This is a genomic window from Nocardia sp. NPDC060220, from assembly GCF_042727815.1.
Classification (GTDB): domain Bacteria; phylum Actinomycetota; class Actinomycetes; order Mycobacteriales; family Mycobacteriaceae; genus Nocardia.
In genome coordinates this window covers 1-2,158 of the sequence record NZ_JBHWZY010001035.1, presented here as the reverse complement: position 1 = coordinate 2,158, position 2,158 = coordinate 1, and the positions used below count along the sequence as shown (strand labels likewise).

Below are 2,158 nucleotides of genomic sequence, written 5' to 3'. Positions count from 1 at the left end.
CCACCGCCCTGGTCGTCGCCGGTGTCGGTGTCGGCCTTGGATCCGGCGTCGCCGCCGCCGACGCCACCTGTGCGGTGAGCAGTCACGCGCAGAAGAAAGACGCGAGCACCGTCGGCGTCACCCACGTCTACGACAAGATCGCGAGCGCCGAGCAGATCGGCGTCGGCACCTCGGTCACCTACAAGGTGATCGTGGGAACCACCGGGATCGGTAACCCGTACGTCAACACCATCACCGACTTCCCGCCGGTCGGCTTCGGCGCGCCGACCAAGGCCACCATCACCGCCTATCACGCGATCGGCGGCCAGGTCACCGAGGACGTCACCGCCGAGCCCAACGCGGGCGGCTGGAAGGTCACGAGCACCGGCTGGTTCGTCAACTCGGGCAACCCGGTCACTCTGACCATCACCTACCCGGTGCCGAGCAGCGTCAAGACGGGTCAGATGGTCACCAGTGGTGGCGTCGGGGTCGCGGGCACCGTGGGCGTCGGCAATGAGATGCCCGGCCTCACTGCCTGTTTCACCGCGCGCGGCGCCAACGCCGGCGAGACGGTGATCGGCAGCCTCGGTGACAACGGGCTGGGTTCCGATGATGGCCAGCTGAGCTCCACCGGCTCGCTGAGCGACATCATCTCCGACGTGCTGGGCGATCTGATCGGTAGCTGATCGTCTGGCACCTGGTCGCCGGGACGGTCTCGCGCTGCCGTCCCGGCGAACCATTCTCTGTGTGGCGCACTCTTTTCGAACTCTGTGAGGACTCGTGTTCCCCTGTAAGCGGACGGTGCTGACCGCGCTCGCCGTTGTCGCGCTGTCGGTCGTCGCCATCGGAACGGCCGGTGCGGACGGATCGCGGCTGGATCGGATCGAGCGGCCCGGCCAGCGGCAGCAGACGCTGCACGTGTACTCCGCGTCCATGGACCGGGTGATTCCGCTGCAGGTCATCACGCCGCACGACACCAGCGCGCCACGTCCGACGCTGTATCTGCTCAACGGCGCGGGCGGCGGTGAGGATATCGCGAACTGGTACAACCAGACCGACATCGTGCAGTTCTTCGCCGACAAGAACGTCAACGTCGTCACGCCGGCGGCGGGCGCGTTCTCGTACTACACCGACTGGCTGCGCGACGATCCGAAGCTCGGCCGCAACAAATGGCAGACCTTCCTCACCGAGGAACTCCCGCCGATCATCGACGCCACCCTGGGCACCACCGGCGTGAATGCCATCGCGGGCCTGTCGATGTCGGCCACGGCGGTGCTCAACCTGGCCATCGCCGCCCCTGATCGTTACCGCGCCGTCGGTTCCTACAGCGGCTGCGCCTCGGTCGACGATCCGGTCAGCCGCGCCTATATCGATTTCGTCCTCGCCCGCGGTGGTGCCGACCCCGCCAACATGTGGGGCCCGCCCGGCGACCCCGCCTGGCGTGCGAACGACGCCTACCTCAACGCGGAACGCCTGCGCGGCAAGGCGATCTACCTGTCCAGCGCCAACGGGCTCCCCGGCGCCGCCGAAACTCTCCCGCCCGGAGCGACGCCAGGAAAGGTCATCGGCATGACCGACCAGATCCTGCTCGGCGGCGCCATCGAAGCCGCTGCCAACCAGTGCACCCAGCGCCTCGCTGCGCGCCTGGCGGAGCTGAACATCCCCGCCCACACCGAATTCCGCCCCGCCGGCACCCATACCTGGCGGTATTGGGAACAAGATCTGCACAACTCCTGGCCACTTCTCGCCGCCGCTATCGAAGCGAACTGACAGTGCGGTGTGCAACTCGAATGTCTTGTAGCACTGAATAATTCGAGGTGTCAAGCCCATGGAAGCTATAGATAACGCTCTTATCGAGGCACCCGATGTGGTTATCAGCTTCGCTCAGTTTTCCATTGAAAGGCTTGTTATGCACCGTCGAATGATCCGAGTCCTTGTTGCCACCGCGGCTGTCGCCGGTATCGCCGCAGGCGCGCCAACAGCGCTCGCCGCCCCCGCGCAACCGACTGTGGTAGCCGAATCGGGTTCCGCCGGAACCGGTTCCGCCGCGATCGACATTCCACTCGGCTTCCTCAAGCTCATTCTCTGCGGGCCGTGGGCGTCCACGGAGCCGCACCCGAACCCGACGTGCCGCTGAGGTCTGACAACGAAACGGCGGGTGTTCTCCGAAGAATCGGAG

Annotated in this window: 3 protein-coding genes; all 3 read left to right on the top strand. The window is 66.3% G+C overall.

The window, feature by feature from the left end:
* Window positions 1–665, top strand: a 665-nt coding sequence (locus ACFWF3_RS33300) for a hypothetical protein (protein ID WP_379317910.1), incomplete at its 5' end; no start/stop codon positions are given.
* A gap of 115 nt (window positions 666–780) precedes the next feature.
* Window positions 781–1,749: an alpha/beta hydrolase gene (locus ACFWF3_RS33295; RefSeq protein WP_378989531.1), complete on the top strand. Its 969-nt coding sequence runs from the start codon at window positions 781–783 to the stop codon at window positions 1,747–1,749.
* Window positions 1,750–1,807: 58 nt separating this feature from the next.
* Window positions 1,808–2,116, top strand: a complete 309-nt coding sequence (locus tag ACFWF3_RS33290) for a hypothetical protein (RefSeq protein WP_379317908.1) — start codon at window positions 1,808–1,810, stop codon at window positions 2,114–2,116.
* Window positions 2,117–2,158: the final 42 nt, after the last annotated feature.